Raw genomic sequence first — 22,721 nt, forward strand, 5'->3', positions numbered from 1 at the left:
GCCTAAAAAGCTTCAGCAGATCGCATTAGGAAATAACGCCTTAAAGTAATCAACCGGCAAAGGTGCAACCTTTGCCGGTTGAAGATAAGCGCTTATTTAGTGTCGGCTAACCGACGTTCAAATAGCGCTTGGCGCTCTTCCACATCTGGCTGATAGCGAACGCTGATAAAACTTAGCGCACGCAGGGCATCTTCGGGATGCTGATCATCGCGTAGCGCCATGGCATTAAAACCACAGCGGCGCATGTAGTCCAATTGATCAACTAATACGTCGCCTATAGCACGAACTTCACCGCTATAGCCGTAGCGCTCGCGCAGCAAGCGAGCGATGGTGTAGCCACGGCCATCGGTAAACGCCGGAAAATCAACAGCAATCGCGCTGGCACTCGCTAGTTGGTGAGCTAATTCGGTATTAAGCTCCGTATCACTCGTCAACAATGGCGCCAGCTCAGCGTCGTCTGGATTGGCTTGCCATAGCGCCAGCGGGACAAACGCTGGGCGCTGCTCGGGCAGGGCCTCTGCATCGTAGGAGACACACCAAGCGTTCTCCGTCGCCAGCTCGCCATTGGCAATCAGGTGATCCACATGCACTGGCGTCTGCTCAACCGCTTCAGCTTGCGTCTCATCAGGTGTATTAGGCTTAGGCATAGACACGCTCCTTAAAGGGTTTTAGGCCAATACGGCGGTAAGTGTCTAAGAAGCGCTCATCTTCATGGCGTTGGGCCACATAGACTTCGAGCACTTTTTCAACGACATCAGGCACATCTGAGCGGAAAAACGATGGCCCAAGAATCTTGCCCAGCGATGCATCGTCGGTTGAGTTACCCCCAATTGAGATTTGGTAATACTCTTCACCTTTTTTATCCACGCCCAAGATGCCGATATGGCCCACGTGGTGGTGGCCACAAGCGTTCATGCAGCCGGAAATATTTAGATCCAGCGGGCCAAGATCATACAGGAAGTCTAAATCTTCAAAACGCTCCTGCAGTGCCTGAGCAATGGGAATCGATACTGCATTGGCTAAACTGCAGTAGTCGCCGCCAGGGCAGCAGATAATGTCGTTGAGGGTGCCCACCGTCGGGTTCGCCATGCCTAGGGCATCAAGCTCTTTCCACAGCGCTTCCAACTCATCTACCGGCACGTCAGAAAGCACCAGGTTCTGCTCATGAGTGACGCGCACTTCACCAAAGCTGTAGCGATCAGCCAAATCAGCCACCGCTTCCATCTGATCAGCGGTGACATCCCCCGGGGCATGCTCGCGGCGTTTTAGCGACAGCGTTACCGCTTTATAGCCGGGTACTTTGTGATCGGTAACGTTGTTCGTCACAAAGCGCGAAAAGCTACGGTTTTCAGTGCGCAGACGGTCAAACTCTTCCGTTGCAGAGGCTGCCACTGGGCGACGCTCTGGCTCGGGGAAGTGGACTTTGGCTGCATCAACGGCCGCTTGATTGAGCGTTTGCGGGCCATCTTTTAAATGTGCCCACTCTTCGTCAACCCGGCGGCGGAACTCTTCAATGCCCAAGGCCTTAACGAGAATCTTAATCCGCGCTTTAAACTTGTTATCCCGGCGGCCAAACTGGTTGTAAACCCGTACGCAGGCTTCCAGGTAGGTCAGTAGATGCTGCCAGGGCAGGTCTTCACGTACCACGTCGGCAATCATCGGCGTACGACCCAGGCCGCCACCAGCAAGAACTTTGATACGCAGTTCGCCGTCGGCGTTGTGCCATAACCGCAAGCCAATATCATGTACCTGGATCGCGGCACGGTCTTGGTTAGCGCCACTAACTGCAATTTTAAACTTACGCGGCAGGTAGGCAAATTCCGGGTGCAGGGTAGACCACTGACGAATTAGCTCGCACCAAGGGCGCGGATCTTCCACCTCATCGTTGGCTATACCAGCAAACTGGTCGCTGGTGGTATTACGAATACAGTTACCGCTGGTCTGAATCGCGTGCATCTGCACCTTGGCGAGATCGGCCAAAATATCCGGCACATCTTCAAGGGCAGGCCAGTTTAACTGTAAATTTTGCCGGGTAGTGAAGTGACCATAGCCACGGTCATAACGGCGTGTTATCTCCGCCAGCGCGCGCAGTTGATTACCTGCCAGCATGCCGTAGGGAATCGCAATACGCAGCATAGGCGCATGACGTTGAATATAGAGGCCGTTCTGCAACCGGAGTGGGCGAAACTCTTCTTCTCCCAAACGCCCGGCGCGGTAGCGTTCCATTTGGTCGCGAAACTGCGCGACGCGCTCATCGACCAGGGTTTGGTCGTGAATATCATAACGGTACATGTGGCACGATCCTGCTAAAAGCGAAATGGTCACGTTGAGACGGACGTTAATGTAGCGTCACCTTAACGCGCGCGTCATATTCTACAAAAGAATATATAATTATCTTTTTATCTCTAAAAGCTATTTAGAGCACTGCTTTCAAGTATGGCTCAAGCTCAACTCAAGCTTGGCCAACCACTTAAAGGGCAGGAGAGAGCCATTGGCGCCGCTGCCATACCCACAAAAAGCCAGCCGAGTTAAGCAAACGATAGAGCAATTGCATTAACCATATGCCGAGTAAGCCTTGGTCTAGCTCAATACCAACCCACCACGCCAGGGGCAGAAAGAGTAACCACTGCATGCCTAGCGTAAGCGTCATTACCGTACGCTGAGCGCCCGCTCCCATTAGCGCTTGGGCGAGTACTAATGCGGCCGCGTCAAAAATAATCATGATGCCGGTTAACTGGAGTGGCAGCTTACCTAAAGCAATCAATTCCTGACTGTCAAAAAATATCCCTAAGATGCTTTCGGGTATTAACAGCATCGGCAGTGCCAGAATAGTAAGCAGTAGCCAAGCAACACTCAAGGCATCAAGCCCCCAGCGATGAGCCTCCTTTTGCGCATCGCGTCCTATGGCCTCTCCCACCAAGCTCATAGCGGCGACGCCTAATCCCACCCCAGGCAAAATCAGCAGTAGCGACAAATTAATCAACACATGCCCAACCGCCACACTCGCCGTGCCTAATTGGCTTAGTAGCCAAAATAGAACCGCATAGCCAGCAGCAAACCATAGCTGCTGAATAGAGTGAGGCACAGCAAGCGCCAGCGTGGCTTTCAGGGTGGCTCGATTCGGCAAATAGGTCAAAAGGGCTGAGCAAGGAGAGTCTTTTATGCTGACCCAATACCAAACAATCAAGCCAACAAACAGTGACAGCGTAGTGCCTGCACCTGCACCACTGGCACCCATTGCGGGCAGCCCAGACAAACCGTAAATTAATCCAGCGCTGGCCACAACATTGAGTAAATGAACCGCCACTATAATCCGCAAATAGAGATGCGTCTGTTGTCGGCCGTTCCAGTAACCGCGAAAACAGAGTGTTAAAGCAATGGCCGTTAATGACACCACGCGCCAGCGAAAGTACTCCACGGCAACGCTTTGCACATCAGCCGTTTGGGTAATCAAGCCAATAAGCAGAGGTGCCTGCCACCACGCCAAGAGAGAAAGCGGTAGGGCGACGACTAACCCGATCACCAGCCCCGAATGCAGCGGCTGAGCAATGTTCGTGTGGGTAGCGCCTTCGTGCTGGGCGGTTTGTGACTGCACGCTGGAGGAGAGGCCAAACACAATAGCGGTCAGCATAAACATGGCATAACCGCCGACCCCCACGCCCGCCAATGCGACTTCACCTAAACGCCCCACCAAGGCGGCATCGATCAAGTTGAGCATGCTCTGTGACAGCATGCCCAACATGATCGGAAAGGCTAAGCGTATGACCTTGCCATGGCGACCAGAGACAAACAGCATTAATTAGCTCGGGTCGTAAGAGAGCACTGGAGAGAGCCAGCGCTCCATTTCCTCAAGGGGCATCTGCTTACGCGCTGCAATCGCTTCAACCTGATCCCGAGTAATCTTGCCGGTAGAGAAGTATTTCGACTGAGGGTGGGCAAAATACCAGCCGGAAACTGCCGCGGCTGGCCACATGGCAAAGTTCTCTGTCAGCGCCAGGCCAGTATTCTCGGTGGCATCGAGCAGCCGGAATAGGGTGGCTTTTTCGGTGTGATCCGGGCAAGCAGGATAGCCAGGGGCAGGGCGAATGCCCTGATATTTCTCGGCGATTAGGGCGTCGTTATCCAGCGTTTCATCAGGTACATAGCCCCAGAACTCTTTGCGTACCCGCTCGTGCATCCGTTCGGCAAAGGCTTCCGCAAGACGATCCGTCAGCGCCTGGACCATAATAGCGTTGTAATCGTCGCCCGCGGCCTCATAGGCTTTGGAGAGTTCATCCACCCCGTGGCCGGTAGTCACCGCAAAACCGCCAATCCAATCGGCTTTGCCGCTCTCTTTGGGGGCAATGAAGTCGGCCAGACTATAGCAGATACCGTCACGGCCTTTGGTGGTCTGCTGACGAATATGATGCAGTCGCTCAACGACTTCGCTACGCGACTCATCGGCGTACACTTCAATGACGTCATCATCAACGCTATTGGCGGGCCATAGGCCGATAACACCGCGGGCCTGAACGCGCTTCTCATCAACCAGCTTACGCAGCATCACCTTGGCATCTTCAAACAGGTTACGCGCCGCTTCACCAACCACCTTATCGTCAAGAATTTTGGGGTACTTGCCCGCTAGCTGCCAGCTCATAAAGAAGGGCGTCCAGTCGATGCGTTCGATTAGCTCTTCGAGGTCGTAGTTGTCGAAGCTTTTCAAACCAATCACGTTTGGCTGAACAGGCGTGAGGTTATTCCAGTCGGTGCGGAAACGCCGCTTGCGTGCCTGGGTATAGTCCAGATCCGCCGCTTTAGGGCGGCGCTTGGCGTTGCGCTCGCGTACCTTTTCATACTCTTCGCGAATCTCAGCAACGTAAGGTGTTTTTAAAGCAGGCGTGAGCAATTTACCCGCGACGCCAACCGCGCGTGAGGCGTCGGTCACGTAAATCACCGGGTGATCGTACTGCGGCTCAATTTTAACCGCAGTGTGCGCTTTCGAGGTGGTCGCCCCCCCTATTAGCAGCGGTAGATCCATGCCACGACGCTGCATCTCTTTAGCAACATGAACCATTTCGTCCAGCGATGGTGTGATCAGCCCCGAAAGGCCGATGATATCGGCATTGTGATCTTTGGCGGCCTGCAAAATCTTATCGGCGGCCACCATCACACCCAGGTCGATCACCTCGTAGTTATTACACTGCAAGACCACGCCAACGATATTTTTGCCGATATCGTGAACATCACCTTTCACCGTGGCCATGACGATTTTGCCTTTGGCTTTGGTCTCTTCGCTTTTCTCCGCCTCGATATAGGGGATCAAGTAGGCCACCGCCTGTTTCATGACCCGCGCCGACTTAACGACTTGAGGCAAAAACATTTTGCCATCACCAAACAAGTCGCCGACGACATTCATGCCGTCCATTAGCGGGCCTTCGATAACCTCAATGGGGCGTTCGGCCTGGGCACGTGCCTCCTCAGTGTCATCTTCGATATAGACCGTAATGCCTTTAACAAGGGCATGCTCAATGCGCTTGTTAACCGGCCAGCTACGCCACTCCAGGTCCTCTTTTTTAGGAGCGCCGCTGCCATCGCCTTTAAACTTATCGGCAATATCCAACAGTCGCTCGGTACCGTCACTACGCCTGTTAAGTACTACATCTTCTACGGCATCGCGCAGCTCGGCGGGTAGGTCGTCATAAACAGCCAGCTGGCCGGCATTGACGATACCCATGGAGAGACCTGCGCGAATCGCATGATACAGAAACGCCGAGTGAATCGCTTCGCGCACGGGGTTGTTGCCGCGGAACGAGAACGAAACGTTAGAGACGCCACCCGAGATCATCGCGTGGGGCAAATTGTCACGAATCCACTGGGTGGCTTCAATGAAGTCGACCGCGTAGTTATTGTGCTCGTCTATACCCGTGGCAATGGCAAAGATATTCGGGTCAAAAATGATATCTTCGGCGGGGAAGCCGATCTCATCGACCAGCAGGCGATAGGCCCGCTGACAAATTTCAGTTTTGCGGGCGAAGGTGTCTGCTTGGCCATCTTCGTCAAAGGCCATGACCACGATAGCAGCACCATAACGGCGGCACTTGGTAGCTTGTTCACGGAAGGCAGCTTCGCCCTCTTTCAGGGAAATGGAGTTCACCACCGCTTTACCCTGAACGCACTTCAGGCCCGCTTCGATAATGTCCCACTTGGAGGAATCGATCATAATCGGCACACGGGCGATATCGGGCTCACCAGCGATCAAGTTAAGAAAGCGCACCATTGCTTCCTTGGACTCAAGCATGCCCTCGTCCATGTTGATATCGATCACCTGAGCGCCGCTTTCGACCTGCTCAAGGGCGACTTCTAACGCCGTGGTGAAGTCCTCTTCCACGATCAACCGCTTAAAGCGCGCCGAGCCGGTGACGTTAGTGCGCTCACCGACGTTGACGAATAGCGAGTCGGCTTCAATATTAAACGGTTCAAGCCCCGATAGACGGCAGGCGCGGCTGCGCTCTGGAATAACTCGGGGCGCCATATCGCGCACGGAATCGGCGATCGCTCGGATATGCTCAGGCGTTGAGCCGCAGCAGCCGCCAATAATATTGACCAGGCCGCTTGCCGCAAACTCGCTGACGATTTCCGACATCTCTTCCGGCGTTTGGTCGTACTCACCAAACTCGTTGGGTAGCCCTGCATTGGGGTGAGCAGAGACAAAAGTGTCGGCTTTAGTAGACAGCTCTTCCAGGTAAGGGCGTAGCTCTTCGGCGCCTAGTGCGCAGTTCAAACCCACCGAGAGCGGTTGAGCGTGGCGGATAGAGTTCCAGAACGCTTCAGTGGTTTGCCCGGAGAGAGTACGACCGGAGGCATCCGTGATCGTGCCGGAAATCATCACCGGCAATCGCTCGCCGCGATCATCAAACAGCTCTTCCAGGGCATAGATAGCGGCCTTGGCGTTGAGCGTGTCGAAGATCGTTTCGATCATGATCAGATCGGCACCGCCAGCAATCAGCGCTTCGGCGGCTTCATAATAGTTCTCACGCAGCTCATCAAAGGTGACGTTACGTTTGGCAGGGTCATTCACATCCGGCGATAGCGATGCGGTACGTGAGGTGGGGCCTAGTACGCCTGCCACATAGCGGGGCACGCCGGTTTCAGCGGCAACGGCATCGCACACTTCACGGGCAAGGCGCGCTGATTCACGGTTGAGCTCAACTACCAGCGCTTCCATGCCGTAATCAGACTGGGACAGCTGGGTACTGTTAAAGGTGTTGGTCTCGATAATGTCCGCGCCAGCTTCTAAGTAGTCGCGGTGAATGCGCGCGACAACATCAGGGCAGGTGAGTGCGAGCAGATCATTATTGCCTTTAAGATCCGAAGGCCAGTCGCTGAACCGTTCGCCACGAAAATCCTCCTCGCTCAACTGGGCATTCTGCAGCATGGTGCCCATACCGCCGTCCAGAATCAGGATACGTTCAGCAAGGCGTTGGGTGAGGGTTGCGGTCAAAGCACTATCAGCCATGGCAGGGGAAGTTCTCCAGCGTCACAGTCGTCAAAGGGGATGTTGTTATCGTCGGAAAAGCAGCATCAGTCACTATAAGGCGCGCAATGATAACAAAAGCGAGTGCAAAACGCCCCCTCGAGCATAGCTCTACGATGTATAAGTGAAGCTTTAAGCTGCATAAGTAAACACAATGCAAACGCTAACGTTGAAAAGTAGCACGCAAATAGCCTACTAAAACAGTCGGGATTGTGTCGGCGCGCCGTTTTGCTTACCATAGAGACAAATGACATGTGAAGTGGCGCCGCCACTACCACGGGAGGAAGACAGCCCTCATGACCACGACTAGCGAAAAAGAGACCAATATCGATACTCAAAGTATTGATATTACAGTTAGCGCCCAAGAGTACCTGGCAGAGCTGCTGGCAAAGCAGAACGTTGAAGGTATTGCGGTACGCATCTTTATTACCCAGCCAGGCACGCCCTACGCAGAAACCTGTCTAGCCTATTGCCGACCCGGGGAAGAAGAACCCACCGATGTCACTCTGGAACTCGAGAAAATCAATGTCTTTCTCGATAAAAACAGCTTGGCGTTTTTGGAAGAGGCGGTGGTGGACTTTAACGCTGACCGCATGGGCGGCCAGCTGACCATTAAAGCGCCCAACGCCAAGATGCCTAAGGTCAACGCCAATAGCCCGCTGGAAGATCGCGTTAATTATGTGCTTTACAGCGAAATCAATCCAGGCTTAGCGGCACACGGCGGCGAGATCAAGCTGGTAGAGCTCACTGAAGAGCAGTACGCCATCCTGGCCTTTGGGGGCGGTTGCCAAGGCTGCGCCGCGGTTGACTTAACGCTGAAGGATGGCGTTGAGAAAACCCTAATGGAGCGTATCCCCGAGCTTGCGGGTATTCGCGATGTCACGGATCATACGGATACTACTAACGCTTATTATCGTTAATAAGCCTTCAGGGCAGTAGATCTATAAAACGGCCACCTCAGACGAGGTGGCCGTTTTTTTGTCTATGCAATCTACGTTAACGTTTTGGCAATGACTGCTTTTCTGTCAAAGAGTCGGGCAGGTCGGTGAGCTGTTGCTGCAAGGCTTCCATCCGATTCCAGAGCTTCTCTTGCCACGCTTGCTGCTGCTCCTTTTCCTGCTGCTCATCTCGCTTGGCATGCTGCTCTTTCTGCCGCTCAAACGCTGCCTGCAATTCAGCTAACTGCGACGATAGGTCTAGATTCTGCTGCTGCAAGTGGGCGCTTTGCTGCTGGGATTCGCTGAGCCGTTTCTCACGATTGCTAACGTCTAGCTGCTGTTGGTGCAGCGCTTTTTGAGCAGTTGATAACTCTTGGTTTAACGAAACAGCGCGCTGCTCAGCCTGCTGTAAGCGCTTCTGTTGCGACTTCTCCTCTTGGGCGCGTGCTTGCTGGGCTGCATCCAGCATGGCCATTAACCGGCCCTCAGCCGCTTCGTGGCGCTGCTCTTCCTGTGATAGCCGCTGTTCAAACGTGGCCTGCTGCTGCTTAAATTCAGCTGACTGCATTCGCGCTTGCTCTTCAGCCTGAGAAGTTAACTGCTGCTTATCCCGTTCAAATTGCTTTACTTGATCACGAGCCTCTTCGGCTAACTGGCGCCAATGGTTTTCACTCGTTTGACTTGCGGCCAGCTCCCGACTTAACGCCTCCATACGCTGCTCAATATGGCGCAAGTGTTCTGCAAGGGCGCTTTCCCGCTGCTCCGCATTGGCTGCCTGTTGAGCAGACGATTCTACTGCTAACTGGGCAGCTTCCACCTGTCGATTAGCTTCTTCGCGGTAGTGGAGAAGCGTCTGGTTAGCCACCTCCTGGGCTTCACGCCACAGCTCACTGGCCAGTGTAACCACTACTTCAGGCACACCTTTAGGGGGCGGCACATCACGATTTTGTTCACGCTCACTGCGCCAAAGGCGGAAGTGTTCGCTAATCGTCGTAAAGCTTCCGGTACCTAAAACATCGCGAATACGCTGAACACTCGGTGTGTCGCCGCGAGTCAGCAGCGTATCGATAGCGTGCTGAACATCACTGTACTGAATGCCGTTGCGAGCCATGGTGGCGTCCTTTTCCTTAAGATGCTGCTGTGGGCGATTTAAGCCATCTTTCAAGACAAGCATTGTCGAGACTTATCGTCTAAAAAGCAATAATTACGTATTATGTAATACGTAATTTTATTTATGATTACGGCAATAAATTCAAGATTACCCGTCTTATCTTGAATTTATAGGACTGTAGCGGCACAATTCAGACCAGAGGATCAAATAAAGCCGTAAAGCAGGGTAGAGATGGGTATGCCGAACGATCTAGTGACACCCACTGGCCAGCAATTGGTGCTAAAAGCGTTGCCGAGTGGCGTACGTATTAGCGCGATAAATGATGCTCAGGCGGTGATGGCATGGCTTGATGAGTACACCGACAGCCCACAGACATGGAAAGCATACCGCCGTGAGTCCGAACGGCTGCTGCTTTGGCTGGCTAGCCAACAACTCACGCTGGCGGATATTGACCGCGAGGTATTGCGCCGCTTTGAGACGTTCTTAGCCGACCCGCAGCCTAGCGAGCAGTGGGTTGGGCCTTCAAAGTCACGTACCCATCCAGCATGGCGACCATTTCGTGGGGCTTTATCGCCCGCCAGCCGTCGCCAAAGCCTGGTGATACTGCAGGGCATGTTTGCCTGGCTGGTGGAAGCAGGGTGGGTCAACCACAACCCCTTTCGTTTGATGCGCGATAAATCGCGGCGCCTGAATAATCAAGCGCCCCGTATTGAGCGTTATCTGGAAAGCGATCTATGGGCTTGGTTATGGCAGTGGTTGAACAAACCTGCAGCAGTAGAGCAGGAAGTGGTCGTAAAGAGGGCGATAGAGAAGGCCAATCGTGTCCATTTTGAACAGAGTAGACTGCGATTTATCTTTGGCTTTGCTTACTTGCTTGCACCACGGATTAGCGAAATGGCTGACGCACGCATGTCAGATTTTCAACGTAGCGAAGGGCGATGGTGGTGGCATGTGGTGGGCAAGGGCAGCAAAGTGGCACGCATTCCGCTGCCCGACGATATGCTGGGTTGCCTTGGCCAGTGGCGCCAAGCGTTAGGGTTGCCTCACTACCCAAGCGCGTTAGAAGCGGATGCGCCGCTACTGCGTGCACTGGATGGTCAGCGCGGCCTTGGCCACAATCAGCTTTATCGGCTTATTAAAGCCACTTTTCAGCAGGCGGCACAAACAATTGAAGCAGAGAGCGGGCCGCCACAGCATATTGCCGCGCTGCGCCAGGCAACGCCACACTGGTTACGGCACACCTCGATTACTCATCAGGCCCAATCGGGCATCAGCCTACGCCATTTAGCAGAGAGCGCCCGCCATGCGCGCCTAGACACCACCTCACGCTATCTGCATAACGAAGATATTGAGTGGCACAGTGAGCAGCAGCGACATCGGCTAAGCAATTCGCCCTCGAGCCGTTATAATGGGGCAGATGCGTAAATAAGCGGTACTAAAAGAGACCAACGAAAAGGAAGCACCATGAGCACTTCCGGCGCCGAGCAGGCCCAGCAAGAGCTGATCGAAGATTTCGAGATATTTGATAACTGGATGGATCGCTACCAATACATTATCGATATGGGCAAACAGTTGCCTGAATTCCCTGAAGATTGGAAAACCGACGATTTTAAAATCCAAGGTTGTCAGTCGAATGTATGGATGCGCCATGAAGAGAAGGGCGATAAGCTGCTTTTCAAAGCAACATCAGATGCCGCGATTGTCTCTGGTTTAATTGCCGTACTATTAAGAATCTACAGCGATCGCACGGCCGCTGAAATTCGCGCCACTGAGCCGCACTTTTTGGCCGACCTGGGGCTGGATAAACACCTTTCGCCAACGCGTAGTAATGGGCTACATGCCATGCTGGAAAAAATTTATTCGGTTGCCCAGCAACAGCAGTAGGCTAAAAAGCCAAACGGGAGAGAAATTCGAGTGCCAAATCAAGTCTAGCGGGGGCGGTGATCACAGCAAGAGGGCGCTGCTAGCTCTTCATCTTCACGGCAAAGCTGCTCGCTGCGCCCGCCAGGCACTGGATCCATGCCGCCGGGGCTGCCGGGGTGGCATTTGATAATACGCCTGACTGCCATCCAGCCACCCTTGAAGGGCCCGTGCACCTGAATCGCTTCAATGGTGTAGGAAGAACAACTTGGCCAGAAGCGACAGCGCGGGCCTAAAAGGGGGCTAAGCGTATACTGGTAAACGCGGACAGCGCCAATCATTACTTTTGTCAATAGCCATCGCGGCCAGGCGTACAACGCAGCTCTCCAGCGAAGCATGATTATGACTCGGTCTTTTTGCCATAAAGCACATCGGGGTCAATCAGCGGTTCGCTTGTGATAGTTGCATGCTGATCAGCGAATTCATCCCCCATCTTGTCACCTAACTCATTAGCCACGGCAATATAGAAACAGCTGCGTCGCCCAGTGTGACAGGCAGGCCCGGTTTGCTCTACCTGCAGTAAAAGCGTGTCGCCATCGCAATCGAGGGCCGCTGATTTTAGCTGTTGCTGTTGCCCCGAGGACTCACCTTTACGCCACAAAGTTTGCCGTGAACGAGAGTAGTAGCAGACTCGGCGAGTCTGCAAGGTTTCTTCCAGGGCCTGGCGATTCATCCAAGCCACCATCAACACTTCTTTTGAATCGTGCTGCTGAGCAATGGCGGGGATAAGGCCGTCGGCATTGAAGCGTACGGCATCTAGTAGTGTGACAATCGCGGGCAGGCGATCATCTGTCGTTGCGCGTTCAAGCTGTTTAAACAAATCTTCGGCAGGAACTTGATCAAATCGGGACATACCACTTACTCGCTAGCTGTTCGATGAATTAGCTGTTCGGCACGCTTGGCAGAGTCCTAGGAGCTCTATCGTTTGGCGCTCAACATTAAAGCCCTGGCGCTGTGCCAGCGCGGCTAACTGCGCACTAATTTCATCTAAATGCAGTTCTTCAACATAACCACACATACGACAAATAAGTAGTTGAAAGCCGTGAGCATGCTCAGGGCAGGCGCATGCCACGTAGGCGTTTTGCGACTCGATACGATGCACCAAGCCCTGATCAATTAAAAATTCAAGCGCACGATAAACCGTTGGCGGGCGGGCGGCCGCGTGCTCTGTAGATAGCTTATCCAACAGGTCATACGCTTTCAGCCCGCCGCCATTTTCGGCTATCAGCTCTAACACGCGGCGCCGAATCGGGGTAAACCTCACCCCATTAATATGGCACTGTGATTCCGCCTGCTGCAATAATGTATTCGCGTGGGTCATGGGCAACTCATTGAGTGTTCTTAAGCTCTGTATTAGCTTTAGTCTACGCGCTAGCAAAAGAGGTGTCAGGGCTTTATACAGGCTCGTTAACGACCAGCTCACTCTGCCGGGCAAAATGGTGCTGGGCAAACGCCACCCGCTCCTTTACAGGCACTCCATCGGGCTGGCGTTCAATCAGATCAAGGCGACGGCGTAAGCCTTCACCATTGGTCATTTGTATGGCCAAGCCTGGTCGCGCGTTTAGCTCAAGAAGCATGGGGCCGTATTTACGGTCTAGCACCATGTCAGTACCCAGGTAGCCTAAGCCGGTCATTTCATAACAGCCTGCCGCCAAATTAAGCAGCGTTTCCCACTGAGGGACAACTAAACTAGCTAAGTCATGCCCGGTGTCCGGATGGCTGAAGCAGGGCCGATCAAACTGAACGGCCCGCAATGCAGCACCGGTGGCAATGTTCAAGCCAACACCCACCGCACCTTGGTGCAAGTTAGCTTTGCCGTCAGACGCAGCGGTCGAAAGGCGCATCATCGCCATTACAGGGTATCCTTTGAAAACAATAACCCGAATGTCAGGCACGCCTTCATAGGTGTAATCCATCAGGCTTTCGTCGAAATTAATCAGCGTTTCAATGACCGCCACATCAGGGGAGCCGCCCAGTGAGTAAAGACCCGAAAGGATATTTGAGACGTGGCGCTCAATATCAGTCAGCGTTTGATGCATGCCACTGGGTTTGATAAAGACATTATCCTGGACTTTTTCAATCACCAGAATACCTTTACCGCCGCTGCCTTTGGCTGGCTTGATAACAAAGCCTGCGTGCCCAGTCAGCATTTGGCCTATGTGCTTAACGCCAAACTGGGTCGTTACCGTGCCAATTAGCTCCGGCGTCGTAATCCCATGCTGCTGTGCCAACAGTTTGGTTTTAAGCTTGTCATCCACTAACGGATATAGGCGGCGGCGATTGTAGCGACCAATATAACGAATATTGCGCCGGTTCATGCCAATGATGCCTTTGCTGCGCAGCCGCGTTGGCCAAGTCCAATTTTTTAACCAACTCATGAGGGCTTCTCGTCGTCAGTAATTGGCTTGAAGCGACGGAGCTCAAGTAGGCGATAGCCAGTGTAATTGCCCAGAATGAGGATGAGCGCCATTAAGATTAATTGCACACCCAGGAAGTTGAACGTGATGTGGCGCACCCAAGGGTTGTTCATTGCTAGGTAAGCAAGAACAGCGGTTATCAAGCTCCCTCCACCTTGAATCAGTACCTGCTTGGGACCCTCTTCCTCCCATAGAATCGACATCCGTTCAATGGTCCAGGCAAGGATAATCATCGGGAAGAAGGTGATCGTAAGTCCCGCACTAAGCCCCATTCGATAGGCCAGCACGGTAAAGATCGAGATAATGGCAATCACCGTAATGATGACCGCCGACACCCTAGCTACCAGCAATAAATTCAAATAAGAGAGATAGTTACGAATAACCAGACCAATCGCTACAATCAACAAAAAACCAATTAACCCCGTCATCAGCGTGGTTTGAATAAAGGCGAGGGCGATCAACACAGGCATAAAGGTACCGGATGTTTTGATCCCGACCAATACGCGTAAGAACACCACCATCAAGGCGCCGATAGGGATCAGCAAAATAGTCTGGAATAGCGCCTGCTCCTCCAGCGGAAGGCTGTGGATTGAGAAGTTCAGCAGCGTATTGTCAGAGTAATGATTGCGCACGGCCGCTGAGGCAGGCTGATCATGGGTCATCATTGAGAAAGAGACCCGTGAGCCCGAACCACCTTGAACTTCCAATACAGCACGACCACCCGTTTCCCAAAGCAGTAGATTATCTGGCCGACCTTGCTCGCCGGTGAGAGGATGAAAAATCGTCCATTGATCACCCTCTTCGTCAAACACTTGAATCCAGCTGCTTAGGGCTTGTCGGCGACGCCCATCTTCCAATAGCAAGCCACTCACTTCACGGGCCGACACGTCCGCCTGATTAAGCAGACGTACGACTAGGGCGGCTGGGTTCTCCTGAGTCAGCAGTAATCGCGCGTTCTCGCTCTGACGATCACCATTAATATCGCGGATTAGCTCACGGGCAAAGGTCGCGTTATTAGCACTACGCGCCCAGGCTTCATCAATCAACTGGCTAGCCGCTGAATCGTAGGGACTTTGCCATGGTGTTAACGCCGTCAGCTCAGGTGGCGTTTGAACCGGTGAACGGGCGTCTTGTGAGACCAACATCTGAACGGAGTAGTACAACTGTTGACCACCCGTCGCGTTACGAATAGTCCACTGTGCAGTGCGGCCTAATTCATCAGCCCTGTAAGCAAGTCCATAGCCTGACGACGCCGTGTTCTCAGTTAAAACACGATAACCTGCCTGATGAGAAGGTAGCGCCATATCAACCTGTACGGGACCATCCTGGGCATTAAAGGTAATGACAGCCTCAATTTCCCACACCTGCCGCTGTTCACCAGGTAACCAAGGGATTTCAAACTGCACATGACGGTGCACGCTGGTGGCAATACCCGCAATTAATAGCAAGCCGACAATAATATAAAACATTAACCGTGACATGGAGATTCCTTTCAGCGTGAAGCGCCAGGGGAGAGCAGTTACTCTTCGTTATCATCTTCATCAGCTGCTTCATCTTCAGCAGCTTGATCGGTTGGCTCACCACCAGGGAATTCGGGACGATCATGCAAATAGGTATCAGCCACATCAATCAAGGCGATATCCATTAAGAAACGGCGGCCGAGCAGCACCGGATAGACCAAGTGAGTACGATCATTAAGGGTAAATTCTACATTTTCGCTAATAGGGCCTAGGGTCATTAACAGCGAAATAACGGGACGAGACTCTTCACCCGAGGCTTGAAGAATGCGCACTCGTCGCTCTATAGGTGCCTCAATCCATTCATCTCGCTGAGACTCAACGACCACATCATCCTCGTTAAGCGCGAGCTTAAAGCGCACCCAATCTTCACCATCACGCTCAAAACGGGTGATATCTGTGGCTGAAAGCGACGAGGTGTTGGCACCAGAATCGACTCGCGCTTGAAGATACGTGCCAACCTCAGGGAAACCAACCCACTCGCTACGACCCACCAGCGTTTTGGTGGTTAAAACGTCATCAACTTCACACTCTTCACGAATGATGATGGGATCTTCGTCACGCGCCTCAAGCTGCTGTACATCTTGGCGTAGATAGCGCAACAGGCTGCCTACTTCACGCATATCAGCAGTCAATACCTGCTGCTGATCCAATTGACGCGACTGGAATTCAGCCTGAGTATTACATTGCTGCGTTAACTGACTTTCCAACTCCAGGATGCGAGCATTAAATGACGCTTCGCTTAACAGCGGCGGGTCATTGGATTCCGGCTGGGTGACTGCACAGCCTGCGATCAAAAGCGACAAGCCAGCCATTAGCCACAAAACACCTGGGCGCATAACGAGAGATATCCTTGGACAATAAGTGGAAGAATGATAAGGAGAAGGGAGACTAGTGTCCAACGGCATCACAGGTTTTTGGTCACTCACTTTACTTGATTTAACATAATATATATTAAGCGAACCATCTGGGAACGAAACACCAGGGGCAATCTAGCGCCTAATGCTAACAAAATGGTTTACATAGATTATACAGTCTTGAGCATTCATACAGGAATATTTGAACAAAGCGGGACTTAGGTCGAACTTAAGAGAACCTGTCTTTTGACGTCTAACCAAAAAAGCAGCCCGCTTTCAGCAAGGCTGCTTTTTCTATTCAGCTGGGCGCTTTTTCAACATGCAACACTATTCTGTTGCCGCGTAAGAGCCATCTTCCAGGTGTACTTCATTACCAGTAATCGGCGGTGTGAACACGCACGCAACCGTCATACCTTTCTCTTTACCGCGTAAAAGATGTTCGTCATGCTGATCGAGCAGGTAGATATCACCTGCTTTGATCGGCCAGATTTTTCCGTCGGCTAGGGTTTCAACTTCGCCCTCGCCCTCATAACAAAATACGGCTTCATAGTGGTTTTTATAATGAATATGCGTCTCGGTACCCGGAAATATGCGGGTAATATGGAACGAGAAACCTGCGTTATCGTTGGCCAGAACAAGCCGTGTACTATCCCAGTTGCCGTTTTCGGCGGTCACTAAACGATCTGTTTTACGTGCTTCTTCAAGATTACGAACGATCATAGGATTACTCCGTTGCAGAGCGGCTGGCGATTACCAACCGCTGTATCCCTAACCAAAAAGCTAAACAATACTAGCTAAATGCTTCGTAAGTACTGCTACTAGTTGTTAATGCTAGATTACTCGCTAACAACTGCTTTGACACACATTTCAAGAATATCCAGACCTTCTAATAGGTCCTCATCGGTAATCGTCAGTGGACAAAGGCATTTAACTACTTCGCCATCTTGACCACTGGTCTCAATCACCAGGCCATGCTCAAACGCTTTACTGGTGATCTTGTCAGCAATATCACCTGACACCACATCAATACCGCGCATTAAGCCCCGGCCGCGCTCTGTGGCTGGCATGCCATTTTCAGTTAACAGCGCCGCCAGCTTTTGGAAACGCTCTTCAACGATACGCCCTTTGCGCTGAACGTCACGCTCAAAAGTATCATTGGTCCAATACTTCTTCAGTGCCGCTGTCGCTGTCACCATCGCTAAGCTAAAGCCACGGAAAGTACCGTTGTATTGGCCAGGCTTCCACTTATCTAGTTCAGGGCGCATTAGCACATGGGCAAATGGCAAACCAAAGCCAGATAGCGATTTCGAGTTAGTGATAATGTCGGGGGTAATACCCGCGTGTTCAAAACTGAAGAACTTACCGGTACGGCCACAGCCCGCCTGAATATCATCGACAATTAATAAAATATCGTGTGCTTTACAAATACTTTCTAAACGCTTTAGCCACTCCAGGCCTGCAACGTTAATGCCGCCCTCGCCTTGCACCGTTTCAATGATGACACCTGCCGGGATATCCAAGCCACCCGACTTATCATTGAGCAGCTTTTCGAAATAATCCAGGGTATCAGTATGCTCACCCATATAGCCATCGTAAGGCAGGAAGCTAGCACCCTGAGTGGGTATTCCGCCTGTCGCTTCACGGAACTTACGATTCCCGGTAGTCGCCAATGCCCCCATGGTGACGCCGTGGAAACCATTGGTAAAGGTCACAATATTGTGACGTCCTTTCGCTACACGAGCCAGACGGATAGCCGCCTCAACCGCATTGGTGCCCGTGGGCCCAGGAAGGTGAACTTTATATTCCAAACCGCGGGGCTTGAAAATAACTTCCTCAAGCGTTTCCAAATAGTCACGCTTGGCATTTGTCCACATATCGAGGCCATGAACAACACCATCTGTCGATAGGTAATCGATCATTGCCTGCTTCATATGCGGGTTATTATGGCCGTAGTTCAGAGTGCCCGCGCCGGCCAGAAAATCAATGTATTCACGACCGTTCTCATCGGTTAGACGCGCATTCTGCGCTTTGGTAAATACCACCGGAAACGAACGAGAATAAGTACGTACATTGGATTCCATGCGTTCAAGCGTCTGGGTCTGCATTGGCGACCTCCTAAATTGATCATTTTGCCTATCAGGCGTGGGTAGCCCGGAGCAACATGAACGGGAAAAATGGGCTAACTAATTCACTACTGCTCTTCCAGCACTGCTTGTTAAGTGCTAGGTAGGTTTAAGCGCTTAGTTTTAAGCACTCAGTTTTAAGCACTCAGTTTTAAGCACTAGATAGCGAATTAGAAACGGTCTGTTTGGAAGGGACCAATACGGACCAAGTTTTCCGGGTCATGCTCTCCTCCGAGCTGTTCGGTAGAGAAATATTCGCGACTATTTAGTGGCGCTTGCCAGCGCGAAGCCAAGCGACGAAACAGCCCCCATGAGGCAAGGTTGTCAGGCGTTATAGTCGTTTCTAAATGGTGTACATCATCAAGTTCGTCCCGCGACATGATTGCTTCAACCAAACGACGAGCAAGGCCGGTTCCACGCGCTTTCTCCCCTACCGCGACTTGCCATAAAAAGTAGGTATCTGGCGCATTGTCTTTTACATAACCGGAAACGAAACCCACGATCTCACCCTCTTCGTTGGTCGCAATTGCACAAGTGTCTCGGAATTGTGTCGCTAACAACAGGTAGGCGTATGCAGAGTTTACATCCAGCGGAGGGCACGCTTTTACAAGTTCATAGATACCCCAGCCATCGTCTGCATTCGGCTTGCGGATGTAGAGAGGCGTCTCTGCATGACCGACCACAGCGTCAGCAACGGTGGGCCGGGCAAGGTCGGCAGAAGGTGTAAACGGTTGCGTGGGTGTACTCATGGTTATGCTTCGCTGTGGCGAATTTGAGCACTATTATAACAGCTGATTATGAGCAATTCAAAAATCATATTATTCATCACCCTATTTTGCATAATTTATTGTTATGTGAAACCGCCTCGCCCGCTCACTGAAACATAAATATTGAATAACAGCTTTGATACTGACTATCTGCGCGTCAGTGTCCGCAACGTAACAAACTCTTCTGCACCCGTAGGATGAATGCCAACGGTACGGTCAAAATCCGCTTTTGTTAAGCCAGCACGTACAGCGATCGCAATACCCTGTATCACTTCACCAGCCTCTTCCCCCACCATATGAGCGCCCACCACGACATCTGTTGCATCATCCACTATCAGCTTCATTAAAGTGCGTTCGTGACTACCCGATAATGTGTGCTTCATGGCGCGGAAATCAGTGCTGTAAACGCGAATGTTGGTAAATTTTTCGCGTGCGGCCTCTTCGGAAAGCCCCACTGTGCCGATATTAGGATGACAGAAAACAGCGGTAGGAATGGTGCTGTAATCCAACGGTTTGGGCACCGTATTGCTAAAGTGGTGATCCACTAACTGCATAGCTTCTGCCAATGCAACCGGGGTTAATTCTGGCCCTGCGGTTAAGTCACCTAGTGCAAGTATCGAAGGCAGGGCCGTTTCAAAACGCTCGTTGACCGGGATTTTACCCTGCCTGTCCAAAGTTATTCCGAGGGCATCCAAGCCTAGGTCGCTTACATTAGCGTGTCGGCCAGTGGCGGCAAGCACCACATCTACTTCAAGCACCTCACCCGTGGTGAGGTAAACGTTATAGGCAGTCTCGGTAGCCTCAATACGCTCAATATTAGTGTTGAAGTGAAGATTTACGCCCTTTCGTTCCATCTCAGCACAGGTGAATTCGCGCACTTGCTGGTCAAACCCTTTTAAAAACAGCTCCCCGCGGTAAATCAGGTGCGTTTCGCTTCCCAGCCCATTAAAAATACTTGAGAACTCAACGGCAATATAGCCGCCTCCAAGTACTAGAAACCGCTTAGGAAAGTTATCCAGATCAAAAATTTGATTTGAATTTAATGCATGTTCACTGCCAGGAAAATCGGGTATCCATGGCCAGCCACCCGTAGCCAGTAAAATTTTGTGTGCTGTTACGGGCGTGTCGTTTTGTTCGTTTTTTAGCATTACCGTGTGGGCGTCCACTACCTGGGCTCGAGCATTGAACAAGGTGACGCCAGCACCTTCCAATAGGCGTTGATAGATTCCATTAAGGCGTTTTATTTCACTAATTTTGTTATCACGCAATGTAGCCCAATCGAAATTTGCTGGGCCAGGGAGCTGCCAACCGAAGCCAGCTGCATCATCAAAACTGTCATGAAAGTGTGCTGCATAGGAATAAAGCTTCTTGGGTACACAGCCAACATTGACGCAGGTTCCACCCAGATAACGATCTTCCGCAATAGCCACCTTAGCACCTGTCGCCGCAGCCATTCGCGCGGCGCGGACGCCGCCAGAACCTGCCCCGATGACCAGAAGGTCGTATTCGTATTTAGTAACGTCTGTCATCGTTTACTCCTATTCATTTAGCATTCAGGGCGCTCATATCCGCCCCGCTCCCGAGCCGAGCTTGTTGACCTTGCCGCTGGGGAAGGTTAAAACCATTCGTCTATTTTATACTTACCACAGCCTAAACTCTTTGCTGTTTTAAGGTCCGTTTTCCGGCTTTTTCTTAACCTCATTGGAGACCCTATGTCTGACCCTATTGCGACGCTACTGGATAATAATCGCGCCTGGGCTGAACGCATGTGCGAAGAAGACCCCGAGTACTTTAAGCGCCTCTCCAATCAGCAAAACCCCGATTATTTATGGATTGGCTGTTCAGATAGCCGCGTGCCCGCTAATCAAATCATTGCGCTCCCGCCTGGTGAAGTTTTTGTCCACCGTAATGTCGCCAATTTGCTCCATCATACCGACATGAATGCCCTCTCAGTGGTTCAGTATGCGGTCGATGTACTGAAGGTCAGCCATGTAATGATTGTCGGACATTATGGTTGCGGCGGCATTAAGGCTGCCATGATGGGAGGTGAGTGTGGCGTGGTTGATTATTGGCTACACTCTGTGCGCGAACAATACACCCGCCACCGAGACACCCTTGATCACCTGCCCATGAATGAACAGATTGATCGTATGTGTGAGCTCAACGTTAAAGCCCAGGTGAATAGCCTGTGCCGCACCAAAATCTTGCAGCGCGCCTGGCAGCGTGGCCAGAAAATATCAGTGCATGGCTGGGTATACGGTTTGAGCGATGGCCGTGTTAAAGATCTCAATTGCACGATCAGCGGTTTAGAGCAAGTTGAAACTCTCTACCGCATCGACCGTTTGCAAAAAGGCGATTAATCCCTTTTGCAGCGCCTGCCGTTTTACTAATTAAAACGGTAGGCGCGATGACAGCTTCGACAGCTTGTTGCTACCTCTGACAACGCCCTTGCTGCTCCTCGGTAATCTTCCTCTTGAGTGGCCTCAACCAAGTTCCCAACCTTGCTTTCAAGGTCAGCAAATCCAGCACTAAACGCATCCCACTCTTCCCAGATAGACGGTCTTGCCTCTGACCCACTACCATGGGTGCCTGCTATAAAAGCGGGTAATAAGTGCTGGGCATTGGCACGCTCCTGAAGCTCAACCAAGCGCGGCGTAGCAGCGTCAGCATCCTGATTATTAACCAGATCGAAGCGCAATTGACGCAACAAACTCTCTATGTCTTTCAGCTCTTCTCTACGCCAAATCACCGCTTCCCGCTCACTTGAGAAAGGTGTTTCGCTAACACTCTGTGGCATCGTGAGCACGGGTGCTGCTTCGTCGCTTCCCCAAGACAGCGGAGCAACGAAGAGCAGCGACAACACACTGGCTAGCGCGCTTATTTTGACCGGCTGCTGTCTTCTAAATAGAGATGGAGAATCAACCGGCATGCTGAGCGCCTATGGGACAGGTCACGCCTGTGCCTTTTAACCCACAGTAGCCGTTTGGGTTTTTATCGAGATACTGCTGATGATAATCCTCAGCGTAATAGAACGTATCCAGTGGCTTAATTTCAGTGGTAATACGCCCTTTGCCAGCTTTATCAAGCGCCTGCTGAAAAGTAGCAGCGCTTTGCTCAACTGCACTAAGCTGTGCTTGGCTGGTGGTAAAGATAGCAGAGCGGTACTGGGAGCCAATGTCGTTTCCTTGGCGATTACCCTGGGTGGGGTCATGCTCCTCCCAAAAAACCTGCAGTAGCGTTTCAATCGCCACTCGTTGGGGATCATAAATCACGCGGACAACTTCAGTGTGGCCGGTACGCCCTGTACATGTTTCCTCGTAGGTAGGATTGGGCGTTTGCCCACCAGCATAGCCAGCCGCAGTCACATAGACCCCGGGGAGCTGCCAAAAAAGGCGTTCTACCCCCCAGAAGCAGCCCATGCCAAACACGATTTCTTCATGGCCTTCCGGAAACGGCGGATGCAGTGAATGGCCATTAATAGTATGTACTTCACTCGTTTTTATAGGAGCCTCGCGTCCAGGCAATACTTTCTCATTACTCGAAAATAGCGACATATCG

At 51.9% G+C, this 22,721-nt stretch carries 21 protein-coding genes; 4 read left to right on the forward strand and 17 right to left on the reverse strand.

Going from position 1 to position 22,721, the window contains the following annotated elements:
* Window positions 1-92: 92 nt before the first annotated feature.
* From ACQKE4_RS02320 to metH, 4 genes are all read right to left on the reverse strand, one after another.
* Complete coding sequence (locus ACQKE4_RS02320) at window positions 93-647, reverse strand: DUF934 domain-containing protein (protein ID WP_427386717.1); 555 nt, start codon at window positions 645-647, stop codon at window positions 93-95.
* Complete coding sequence (locus tag ACQKE4_RS02325) at window positions 640-2,292, reverse strand: nitrite/sulfite reductase (protein ID WP_427386718.1); 1,653 nt, start codon at window positions 2,290-2,292, stop codon at window positions 640-642. The genes ACQKE4_RS02320 and ACQKE4_RS02325 overlap by 8 nt, the downstream gene beginning before the upstream one ends.
* Window positions 2,293-2,470: 178 nt before the next feature.
* Window positions 2,471-3,796 carry an MATE family efflux transporter gene (locus tag ACQKE4_RS02330; protein ID WP_427386719.1) on the reverse strand — a complete coding sequence of 442 codons (1,326 nt, stop codon included), beginning with the start codon at window positions 3,794-3,796 and terminating at the stop codon, window positions 2,471-2,473.
* Window positions 3,797-3,799: 3 nt separating this feature from the next.
* A complete protein-coding gene (gene metH, locus ACQKE4_RS02335; protein WP_427386720.1) occupies window positions 3,800-7,495 on the reverse strand; it encodes a methionine synthase in 3,696 nt (1,231 codons plus the stop codon).
* Between the two features lie 314 nt (window positions 7,496-7,809).
* On the opposite strand from metH, the gene nfuA reads away from it, so the two are divergent.
* The gene (nfuA, locus tag ACQKE4_RS02340; protein WP_427386721.1) at window positions 7,810-8,433 is read left to right on the forward strand and encodes a Fe-S biogenesis protein NfuA; all 624 of its coding nucleotides are present in this window, start codon (window positions 7,810-7,812) and stop codon (window positions 8,431-8,433) included.
* A 76-nt stretch (window positions 8,434-8,509) separates the two neighbouring features.
* Here the strand turns inward: nfuA and ACQKE4_RS02345 are convergent, their stop codons facing one another.
* A complete protein-coding gene (locus ACQKE4_RS02345; protein WP_427386722.1) occupies window positions 8,510-9,562 on the reverse strand; it encodes a DNA-binding protein in 1,053 nt (350 codons plus the stop codon).
* A 237-nt stretch (window positions 9,563-9,799) separates the two neighbouring features.
* Here ACQKE4_RS02345 and ACQKE4_RS02350 point away from each other — a divergent pair, with 237 nt between their 5' ends.
* A complete protein-coding gene (locus ACQKE4_RS02350) occupies window positions 9,800-10,987 on the forward strand; it encodes a tyrosine-type recombinase/integrase (RefSeq protein WP_427386723.1) in 1,188 nt (395 codons plus the stop codon).
* Between the two features lie 39 nt (window positions 10,988-11,026).
* Complete coding sequence (locus ACQKE4_RS02355) at window positions 11,027-11,446, forward strand: SufE family protein (RefSeq protein WP_427386724.1); 420 nt, start codon at window positions 11,027-11,029, stop codon at window positions 11,444-11,446.
* Between the two features lie 44 nt (window positions 11,447-11,490).
* Here the strand turns inward: ACQKE4_RS02355 and yidD are convergent, their stop codons facing one another.
* The 10 genes from yidD to gorA all read right to left on the reverse strand — a co-directional run bounded on the left by yidD (window position 11,491) and on the right by gorA (window position 20,692).
* Window positions 11,491-11,820 carry a membrane protein insertion efficiency factor YidD gene (yidD, locus tag ACQKE4_RS02360; protein WP_427386725.1) on the reverse strand — a complete coding sequence of 110 codons (330 nt, stop codon included), beginning with the start codon at window positions 11,818-11,820 and terminating at the stop codon, window positions 11,491-11,493.
* 2 nt (window positions 11,821-11,822) lie between these two features.
* The gene (hisI, locus tag ACQKE4_RS02365; RefSeq protein ID WP_427386726.1) at window positions 11,823-12,335 is read right to left on the reverse strand and encodes a phosphoribosyl-AMP cyclohydrolase; all 513 of its coding nucleotides are present in this window, start codon (window positions 12,333-12,335) and stop codon (window positions 11,823-11,825) included.
* 12 nt (window positions 12,336-12,347) lie between these two features.
* Complete coding sequence (locus tag ACQKE4_RS02370; RefSeq protein WP_427386727.1) at window positions 12,348-12,803, reverse strand: transcriptional repressor; 456 nt, start codon at window positions 12,801-12,803, stop codon at window positions 12,348-12,350.
* 73 nt (window positions 12,804-12,876) lie between these two features.
* Window positions 12,877-13,860 carry an alpha-L-glutamate ligase-like protein gene (locus tag ACQKE4_RS02375; protein WP_427386728.1) on the reverse strand — a complete coding sequence of 328 codons (984 nt, stop codon included), beginning with the start codon at window positions 13,858-13,860 and terminating at the stop codon, window positions 12,877-12,879.
* Window positions 13,857-15,380, reverse strand: coding sequence for an inactive transglutaminase family protein (locus ACQKE4_RS02380; RefSeq protein ID WP_427386729.1), 1,524 nt, complete (start codon window positions 15,378-15,380; stop codon window positions 13,857-13,859). The genes ACQKE4_RS02375 and ACQKE4_RS02380 overlap by 4 nt, the downstream gene beginning before the upstream one ends.
* 38 nt (window positions 15,381-15,418) lie before the next feature.
* Window positions 15,419-16,255 (reverse strand): ATP-dependent zinc protease family protein, encoded by an 837-nt coding sequence (locus tag ACQKE4_RS02385; RefSeq protein WP_427386730.1) that lies wholly within the window; start codon window positions 16,253-16,255, stop codon window positions 15,419-15,421.
* 345 nt (window positions 16,256-16,600) lie between these two features.
* Window positions 16,601-16,993 carry an ectoine synthase gene (locus ACQKE4_RS02390; RefSeq protein WP_427386731.1) on the reverse strand — a complete coding sequence of 131 codons (393 nt, stop codon included), beginning with the start codon at window positions 16,991-16,993 and terminating at the stop codon, window positions 16,601-16,603.
* Window positions 16,994-17,109: 116 nt separating this feature from the next.
* A complete protein-coding gene (ectB, locus tag ACQKE4_RS02395; RefSeq protein ID WP_427386732.1) occupies window positions 17,110-18,378 on the reverse strand; it encodes a diaminobutyrate--2-oxoglutarate transaminase in 1,269 nt (422 codons plus the stop codon).
* A gap of 188 nt (window positions 18,379-18,566) precedes the next feature.
* On the reverse strand, window positions 18,567-19,145 hold the full coding sequence (gene ectA, locus ACQKE4_RS02400; protein WP_427386733.1) for a diaminobutyrate acetyltransferase: 579 nt from the start codon (window positions 19,143-19,145) through the stop codon (window positions 18,567-18,569).
* A gap of 164 nt (window positions 19,146-19,309) precedes the next feature.
* The gene (gene gorA / locus ACQKE4_RS02405; RefSeq protein ID WP_427386734.1) at window positions 19,310-20,692 is read right to left on the reverse strand and encodes a glutathione-disulfide reductase; all 1,383 of its coding nucleotides are present in this window, start codon (window positions 20,690-20,692) and stop codon (window positions 19,310-19,312) included.
* A gap of 183 nt (window positions 20,693-20,875) precedes the next feature.
* On the opposite strand from gorA, the gene can reads away from it, so the two are divergent.
* Window positions 20,876-21,523, forward strand: coding sequence for a carbonate dehydratase (gene can / locus ACQKE4_RS02410; protein ID WP_427386735.1), 648 nt, complete (start codon window positions 20,876-20,878; stop codon window positions 21,521-21,523).
* 26 nt (window positions 21,524-21,549) lie between these two features.
* Here the strand turns inward: can and ACQKE4_RS02415 are convergent, their stop codons facing one another.
* Window positions 21,550-22,092, reverse strand: coding sequence for a c-type cytochrome (locus ACQKE4_RS02415; protein ID WP_427386736.1), 543 nt, complete (start codon window positions 22,090-22,092; stop codon window positions 21,550-21,552).
* Window positions 22,082-22,717 (reverse strand): peptide-methionine (S)-S-oxide reductase MsrA, encoded by a 636-nt coding sequence (gene msrA, locus ACQKE4_RS02420; RefSeq protein ID WP_427386737.1) that lies wholly within the window; start codon window positions 22,715-22,717, stop codon window positions 22,082-22,084. Before msrA ends, ACQKE4_RS02415 begins: the two co-directional genes overlap by 11 nt.
* Window positions 22,718-22,721 lie beyond the last annotated feature (4 nt).

The organism is Halomonas sp. NPDC076908, from assembly GCF_050269715.1.
GTDB lineage: Bacteria > Pseudomonadota > Gammaproteobacteria > Pseudomonadales > Halomonadaceae > Vreelandella.